Source organism: Nocardia sp. NPDC004260, assembly GCF_053603155.1.
The window spans coordinates 158200-166664 of the sequence record NZ_JBSGEZ010000004.1; the positions used below are offsets into that span (position 1 = coordinate 158200).

General features: G+C 66.3%; 6 protein-coding genes and 1 pseudogene. All 7 read right to left on the bottom strand.

Annotation, left to right across the window (positions count from 1 at the left end):
- Positions 1 to 128 precede the first annotated feature (128 nt).
- Positions 129 to 1604: a phytoene desaturase family protein gene (locus ACWEO7_RS04985; protein WP_452420862.1), complete on the bottom strand. Its 1476-nt coding sequence runs from the start codon at positions 1602 to 1604 to the stop codon at positions 129 to 131.
- Entirely contained in the window at positions 1601 to 3361 is a 1761-nt protein-coding gene (locus ACWEO7_RS04990; protein WP_452420864.1) for a DUF3556 domain-containing protein, read from the bottom strand. Before ACWEO7_RS04990 ends, ACWEO7_RS04985 begins: the two co-directional genes overlap by 4 nt.
- Positions 3362 to 3393: 32 nt before the next feature.
- Positions 3394 to 4872 carry a class I adenylate-forming enzyme family protein gene (locus ACWEO7_RS04995; protein WP_452420866.1) on the bottom strand — a complete coding sequence of 493 codons (1479 nt, stop codon included), beginning with the start codon at positions 4870 to 4872 and terminating at the stop codon, positions 3394 to 3396.
- Between the two features lie 132 nt (positions 4873 to 5004).
- The gene (locus tag ACWEO7_RS05000) at positions 5005 to 6240 is read right to left on the bottom strand and encodes a PucR family transcriptional regulator (RefSeq protein ID WP_452420867.1); all 1236 of its coding nucleotides are present in this window, start codon (positions 6238 to 6240) and stop codon (positions 5005 to 5007) included.
- Between the two features lie 10 nt (positions 6241 to 6250).
- Positions 6251 to 6877, bottom strand: coding sequence for a TetR family transcriptional regulator (locus ACWEO7_RS05005; RefSeq protein WP_452420869.1), 627 nt, complete (start codon positions 6875 to 6877; stop codon positions 6251 to 6253).
- 30 nt (positions 6878 to 6907) lie between these two features.
- A pseudogene (locus tag ACWEO7_RS05010) lies at positions 6908 to 7129 on the bottom strand (NADP-dependent oxidoreductase); the annotation flags it as partial.
- 149 nt (positions 7130 to 7278) lie between these two features.
- A complete protein-coding gene (locus tag ACWEO7_RS05015; RefSeq protein ID WP_452420871.1) occupies positions 7279 to 8394 on the bottom strand; it encodes an acyl-CoA dehydrogenase family protein in 1116 nt (371 codons plus the stop codon).
- Positions 8395 to 8465: the final 71 nt, after the last annotated feature.

Genomic DNA, 8465 nt, shown 5'->3' on the forward strand with positions numbered 1-8465 from the left:
GCTCGATGGGCGTCGGGTCGTCGCGTTGACCGGCGCAGGTCTCGACCGACATGGGATCGTGGTGGTCGAGCAGGTCGGGGCCTTGCTTGCCCCAGTAGCCGCCCAGGTCGACGCGACCCGAGCTGCGATCAATGATCTGGGGAGTTCGGGCCGTTCCCGCCGCGCGGCACTGCGGATCGCTCCCTCGGTGGGGCGGCGCATTCTCGCAGGGCCGCGACCGCGGCATTGAATCCGCTCATCCCGTGGGCTCCCGGCCCTGGCGGGACGGCGGCCGAGCAGATGAACATCCGGTTCGCCACATGATAGGGGCGCCTGGTGATGCGTGGTCCGCCGAAGACGAGCTGGCGGATGCTCTTGTCGCCGGTCAGGATGTCTCCGGCCACATAGTTGGGATTGTAGGCCTGCATGTCGATGGGACCTACCACGGTGGTGGCGAGGACGCGGTCTCGGAACCCCGGTGCGAACCGTTCGACCGCATCGAGCAGTACTTCGGTGATGTCCTCCGAATATCCTTGTGGCACATGGGCATACATATCGACCGGGTGCACGTTTCCTTGTGAGCGTGTTGGGTCGGCGAGGTACTGCTGTCCGACGATGATGAACGGTCGGTCGGAAAGCCGACCTCGATGCACAGCGCGTTCGGCGCGGACCACGTCAGCTGCGCTGCCGCAGATGTGCAGGCTTCCCGATTTCCTGGCGTGCGGGCTGGTCCAGGGAATGCCGCCCTCTACGGCCAGGCTTATCTTGTAGGCGGCGGGCCCGTGCCGGAAGCGCCGGTAGGCCCGGGCGATCCGCGACGGTAGCCGGTCACCGGCGATGTCGGCGATAGCGGCCGGGGCAAGATCGAACATCACGAGGTCGGCCGGCGGCAGTCGGTTGAGCGACTCGACCCAGAAGCCGGTCTCGATCTTTCCGCCCAGATCTCTCAGCGCCGCCGCCATGGCTTCGGTGATCGCGCGCGAGCCGCCCACCGCGACTGGCCACCCGTAGCGATGGCCCGCGGTGGTGATGCCGAGACCGATCGCCGCGGACAGGATTCGGTGCTGTGGTTGCCAGCCGTGCGCCATGTTCCCGGCGAACAACGCCCGTCCCCGCTCGGTCCGGAACAGCCGTCCGAGCGCGGCGGCGGGGATCAGGGTCGGGATGCCGAATCGGGCCAGCCGCAGCGGATGTGACGGTATCCGTAGGAGCGGTTGCATGACATCCTGCGCCAGCAGCTCGTATCCAGCGGCGGGGCCGGCGAACAGGCGGCGCCATATCGGCCCGTCCGGCCCGAGGCCCGCCGCGGTCTCTTCGACGGATTGATACAGCACTGCCGCTGTTCCGTCGTCGAGCGGGTGAACGCAGTCGATGTCCGGCCATGCCCATTCCAATCCGTAGCGGGCCATGTCGATTCCGGCGAAGAACGGTGAGCCGACGGCCATGGGGTGGGCCATGGCGCAGTGGTCGTGCAGCAGACCGGGGAGGGTGAGTTCGCCGGAGCGGGTGCCGCCGCCGATGGTGGCGGCACCTTCGAGCACGGTGACGTCGACCCCGTGACGGGCCAGCGTCACGGCGGCAGCCAGTCCGTTCGGCCCGGAGCCGACCACGATCGCCGTGGTCATCGCGCACGCGCCGAGGAAAGATCCTGGGTGTCGTCGTGGTGGAGAGGATGAACCGGGAACAGATCGCCCGGCTCCGGCCACGGCTGGCGGGCAAGCATGTCCTCGACCAGTACGTAGCCCTCCTCGATGACCCCGGTTCCGGCATCGATGATGCGGTATGCCTGGCGTTGCCGGTGGATGGGCTGAGATTCGAGGACGACGATGCGAAGCTCGCCCTCTTCGAACTGACAGCGCCGTTGCAGCGCTGCCAGCAGCTGTTCGTTGTGCAAGTGCCCTTCACCGAAGTTCCAGCCCAGCAGCGGGCCTGCGACGATCTCTCCGTCGCGGACGGCGTAGTCCTCCGCGTTGTCGACGGCCCGTGCGATAAGGCCGTTGAGCGCCCGGCCGTGGGTGTGCATCGATCGCCAGCCGAGCCCGGTCTGGATGAGGATGTCGGCGATCTCGGGGCCGTACAGCTTGGTCAACTGGGTGACCGGCAGCGCGGCGCTCATGGTGACATGCTGCTCGAGTTTCAGTTCGGCGTCCCCGCGGAAACACCAGGCGCTGGTGGCCCAGTTTCCTGCGTAGTAGCGCATCGATGTCAGGAACGAAACCCATTGCGGCCGAATATGTCCCACGACGACGACAAGTGCGGAGAAGAGGATCATCGCGAGTACCAGCGGCGATCGAAGCTGCTGGACGTGGATGTAGCCGTAGTGTCCGAACAGGTAGAACAGGCTGAAGATGAAGAAGATGTTCCATTCCAGCGGCACGCCCATCGGGACGGTGGAGATGATGTGCAGGTGGAAAACGGCCATGAAGATGATCGCCGCCCAGGTCAGTGGGCCGCCGTGGCCGAGGAACACGAGGTAGGCGGGAACCAGGTATTCCACGACGGTGCCGCCGTGGGCCAGCAGAGCCGGGATACGTGACGGCCGCAGGTCCTGCGGTGGGTTGCGGTACATCTTGCGCTTGAGCCATCCGAGTCGCATGACGGGGCTGTTGCTCATCATGACGGCGACCACGTGCCCGAAGTGATGGTTGAGCTTGGATGTGGCCGCACCCCACCACAGTGCCAGCATGACCAGCTTGAATCCGATCACCATGTCGGCGAAGGGGACGAAGAACATCAGCAGCATCAACAGGTAGTGCTCGGGGCGTGCGGCCAGAAACACCGTCTTGTCTCGCAGCCCGAGCACGCAGAGGGCGATGACCAGAGCGACGACGACCATGGGATCGAGCAGGCCTACCTGACCGCCGTCCACCGGCGGAACGCCGCGGCCGGAGGCGAGCAACGCCTGGATTCCGGATCCGAGGACGACCGCGTACAGGGCGACATCGATGACTCCGCGCTCGTCACCACGGGTGAACGGCACCTTGCCCGGCCATGGCGGCAGCCGCAGGGTGCCGGGACGCAGGAAGTACAGCAGCCCGCCGAGTGGCGGCAGGAACCGCATGGTGAGGGGTCCGAACCCGCATCCGAGCCCGAGTATTTCGAACAGCAGAGTCCAGACGACGAGTTTCTGGTAGACGATCGGCTCGGTCCACCACGAGCTGATGTCGGTGAGCGCCCCGAGCCCGGGGGTCAGGGAGATCACCGCGCCCGCGCCGAGGACGTACAAGGCGCATTTGACGATGTAGAGCAGGTAGACGGCAAGAGGCGTGCCGAAGCCGTGTTCGACCCAGTGCTCGGCAACGGTGCGCAGCCGTTCACCGCGCGGACGGGTCTTCCATTCGGCGTAGTCGATGTCCGGAAGGTCTGGTTTCGTGAATCCCATGGCAGATGTCTTTCGAGAGGGAAAGGAGGGGGTCAGAGGGTCGCATCGACCGAGAGGCCGCGCAGAATCCGCTTGTCGATCTTCCCGACGGGGTTCTTCGGGATCTCGTCTACGGTCACGATCAGCCCGGGAAGCTTGTAGGCGGCCAAAGACTTTCGCAGTAGCTCGAGAATCTTTTCCGGCTCGACCGCGGCACCGTCGCGATAGGACACGAAGGCGATGGGCACTTCGCCGTAGACCGGGTGCGGTCGACCGATCACGGCGGCCTCGAGCACCTGTGGGTGGGTGTAGATCGCGGACTCGATCTCCTTGGGATAGATGTTCTCTCCGCCGCGGATGATCATGTCCTTGATGCGGTCGACCAGGGTGAGGTAGCCGTCGGCGTCCATGCGACCGATGTCTCCGGTGTGCAGCCAGCCGTCGACGATCACCTTCGCCGTCTCCTCCGGCCGGCCCAGATATCCCCGCATCACGGTCGGACCTTTGATCACGACCTCGCCCACCGATCCGGCGGTGAGGAAATTGCCGTCGCTGTCGACGATGGCGATCTCCTGCCCTGGCAGCGCGAGACCGACGGTGCCGGGTTTGCGGACACCGTCGAGTGGATTGCCCGTGCTCGCGCACGTCCCCTCCGACAGGCCATAGCCTTCGTAGATCGGGATTCCGTAGCGCTCTTCGAATCGGGTGAGCAGTTCGACCGGCATCGGAGCCGCACCGCAGAGCGCGAACCGGACCGAGGAGGTGTCGGGCCGGATCTCGGCCGGCAGTGCCGACAGCATGGCGTAGATGGCTGGCACCGCGGAGAAATAGGTCGGCCGCGCCGCCTCGACCCTGTCGAAAAAGGTCCGCGGCGAGAACCGGCCCGCGACGGTGGCCCGGCCGCCGGCGAGCAGCGGCGACAGCACGCTGACCACGATGCCGTTGACGTGGAACAGCGGCAGGATCAGCAGGCTATGGTCCTCGGCGGTCAACCGCATACCCGCGACCATCGTCTCGGCCATCACCAGGATGTTCGCGTGCGTCAACTCGACGCCCTTCGGACGTCCGGTGGTACCGCTGGTGTAGATGATCAACGCGAGCGCGTCGTTCGAGAATTCGGTCGCTTCCGCGGCGCCGCCGCGGCCTTCGTGCCGATTCAGCTCCGCAACCGCGATTCGCTGCGGTTGACCGGCCTCGCTGGACTCGCGTTCGTCAGCGCAGACAAGGACGCGAGCGCGGGAATCGGCCAGCTGATAGTCGGCTTCGGCCGCGGTCGACGACGGGTCGATCGGCGTCGCCGCGGCACCCAGCCGCCAAGCCGCGAACAATGTCACGATCAATTCGAGCCGGTTCGGCAACCGCACGGCCACGACATCGCCGACACCGATCCCCGCCTCCGACAGCCGATCGGCGTACTTCCGCACGAAGTCGAGGAACTCGGCGTTGGTGATACTTCCCAAGTTGTCGTCGGCAATACACGGGTTGGTGGGGAAGCCTCCGGCACGTATGTCCGGGAGGGCAGCGAAGTGCATGTCGATCTCCTTGCTAACTCGGCAGCTCACTTGCGTGAACGCCACGTTAGGAAGGTGATGTGACCTGGACCATATTGTGAGCGCATGAAGATAGCGGGAGGGATCGTGCGCAGCGCACGAGGGATATCTCGGTCACCCCACGGGCTGCAGCACAGTCGACCCCAGCCATCGGCAGGCCAGCAGGGCGACCTCGACGTCCAGTCGTCGCTCCCGAAGCGAATGTCCCAGTACCGCTTCCGCCTTGCGAATCCGGTACTGGACGGTGTTGCGGTGCAGCACCAGCCGCTCTGCCGTTGTCTGGAAGCTGCCGTTCGTCTCCAGGAAGACACGCGCGGTCTCGCGGAGCTGCGCCGTGGCATCGTCGTCACGCGCGAGCGACCCGAGAATTTCGCTGATCCATGCCCGGGTGGCGGTGAGGTCCGAGCACATCAGCGCGATCGGCCCGAGCTGAGCCGAACACGACATCGACGCACGCTGCGGTGCCGGTGCGGACATCGCGACCACCTGCGCTTGTGTCGCCTGGCGATGGGTCAGCCGGAAGCCTTCCAGTCCGGTGGCCGGTCTGCCCACCGCGACCCATGTCTGCTCCGGAGTGCGCACCGTGGCGGGATCGACATTCAGTTCCGGTTGCGGGAGCCACGCCCACAGGGTCGATTCGTCGGCCGGGATCAGCAGCGGTGGTCCTTGGCAGGACAACTGATCGGCGATGGCCGTCGCCACTTGTTTGGCCGCGCGCAGTTGATCCGCGCCCGCGTCGGACCAAATGACCATGCCGAGGTGGGTTCGATCGAGCCGATATCCCAGTGCGCGCTCGCTGTCATCCGGGTCGACGCGCTGTCCGGACAGGATCGAGCGCACCCTCGCGGTACGGACGGCCATCTGGTTCTGCAGCCACCGGTCCCGCTCGTCCTGGTAGGCGGTCACGACTTGTTGGGAGACCCGATCGATATAGGCGAACGAGCGGTCGGTCATCTCGGCCACTGCGGAGGTGATCAGGGCGACGTCGTTGGTCGCCGCGGTGAGTTCGCCGAGCATGTGGTCGTTGAACAGTCGCTGTCCGATGCGGTAGGCCCGCAGCAAGGCGGCGATCGAAGTGCCGCGCTGGGCCATGCGCCGGGCGTACTCCAATGCCTCCGTGGGAGCCTCGAGCTCGTCGATGTCGAGCCCCAGCTCGTAGATATGCAACGCGATCACGACGTTGCCGGTGACGCTGGCCCGCAGCAGTGACTCCACCCGGCTGTCGCCGCGCAGCTCCGGCTCGATGTGGAGCATCTGCTCGGTCAGACGTTCGGACAAGCCGAGCGCATGTCGGCTCAGTTCGCCCGCGATCCTCGCGAGCAGTTCCGCGGCGTCGCTCCGCATGATCATCCTGACATCTTCACGATCGAGCGGACTCCGGCGGGCTCGGCCTTCGACCGCCCACGATCCGCAGCGCGAGGTCCGCGTAATAGTCGCCGATGTCCTCCGGTGACCAGGAGCCACCCTCGTGGTACCAGCGCGCGATATCTATTCCCAGCGAGAGCAGAGCGGTCGCGGCCATATGGGTATTCGAGTTCTCGAACACTCCGGCTGCCGCCCCGCGCTCGATCAAGCTCCGGACCTCGCCCTCGATCGCACGCCGGGTTTCCTTGATCTCTTGTTGATGTTCCGGGCTCAGTGCGGCGAGTTCGTAATTGATGATCCGGGCGACGGTGTGGGCGCGGGCGTGATGGATCGTGAACTCCCGCATCACGGCGATCAGTTGCTCGGCGGGGTCTTGTGCCGAAGCGATGGCAGTGCGGACGTGCTCCAGGGTGTCCAGGTGACCGGCGCGTGAGATCTGGTAGAGCAATTCTTCCTTGGAACGGTGATACACGTAGATCGTCCCCGTGCTCACCCCGGCGATCGATGTGATGTCGCGGGTGGTCGACCCGTGGAAGCCGCGTTCGGCGAAGGCCACCACCGCGGCGTCGAGCAGCCGCGCTCGGGTCTGGTCCGCGCGCGATCGGTCCTCTGTGTCGGTCACCTGGACAGTATGGCTCTACGCAGCGAGCACGAGTTTGCCGGTCAGCATCCGGCATTTCTCGGCGCCGCCCGCGATCCCGATCACTCTCGTACCTTTGATCTTCGCGATCTGACCGGCGATGCTGCCGACAGCACCTGCGGCCGCGGAGACCACCACCGTGTCGCCGGCTCGGAGTTCGCAGACCTCGCGCAAACCGGAATAGGCGGTCATGTCCGGCATCCCGAGCGTGCCGAGCCAGGTCGGACCGCCTGCCGAAGCGCCCGCGTCGGGCAGCCCCGGCGGCCGTTTCGCGAGCCGCGCCTGCTGGGTTGTTGTCACGTGGTCTCCTTTTGTGCGCCGAACGGATCGGGTCAGAGAGCGCCGAGTCCGCGTCGTCGGCCGGAACCGAGCATTCCGCTTTCTTACGCGGGCAGCGCGACGAGGTCCGCCAGCAATCTCCGATGGTGGCCGGGACTTCCCAGTCCTATCTGGTCGGCCTTCGCGCGTTTGAGGTACAGGTGTGCCGGGTGCTCCCAGGTCATGCCGATCCCGCCGTGTAATTGGATGGCCTCCTCGGCGGCCCGCACCGCGATATCGCTGCAATAGGACGCCGCGACGGCGGTGGCGATCACGCTGTCGGGGTCGTCGGCCGCGTATGTTCCCGCCGCATACCGCGCGGCGGCCGAGGCCGACTCGACCTCGACGTAGAGGTCGGCGAGGCGGTGCTTGATCGCCTGGAATCCGCCGACCACCCGGCCGAACTGGCGTCGCAGCTTCAGATACTCGACGGTTGTCTCCAGGCACCAGGCGGCGATTCCGGCTTGCTCGGACGCGAGGAGTGCGGCGCCGATTGTCAAGCCGGATTGGATAGCTGCCCAACCGGATTCGGCGGCGACGACGACCCGGCCCGGCACGGAGTCGACAGCGACGTCAGCCAGCGGGCGGGTCATATCCAGGGAGACCACCGGCTTGATCTGCGCCGCGGCGGCCGTCAGCGCGTGCACCTCCGTGCCGTTCGCCGTCTCGACGGCGGCCAGCAGTACATCGGCGTCGAGCGCACCGGCGACGCTGGTAACCAGTCCGGACAGCCGGCCCTCCGCATCAGCCGTCAAGGTCGGGATGTGCGTCGCGAGCGCAGTGGAGAACGGCGTCAGCAGCGCTGCGGTGCAACTACCGTCGCCGAGTCGACCGACCAGCGTGGAGTCGCCCGCGAGCAGGACGGTCGCGGCGATGACGCTGCTGGTGAGAAATGGGATCGGTGCGACGAACCGCCCGAACTCCTCGAGGACGACGGCGGCGTCACGAGCTGTACCGCCCGCTCCGCCGCGGTCCTCGGGGATGAGGAGACCCGCGAGCCCGAGGTCGTCCCTGACCGATGTCCATAGCGTCCGAGTCAGTGTCCGATCGCCGTCGTAGGCCCGCGCGACGGCGGACGGGTCGCATCGGGTGGTGAGCAGGTCACGCACCGCGCTCCGCAAGGAGGTCTCGACATCGGTATCGAGCAGCAGGATGTCGCTGATAGCACTACCTTCGTTCATGGCTGGGACCTCCGGGGAACGCTTTTGTTGCTTGTCCTGCGAGGACTGAAATGAGACGGCGTCCCCGGGGG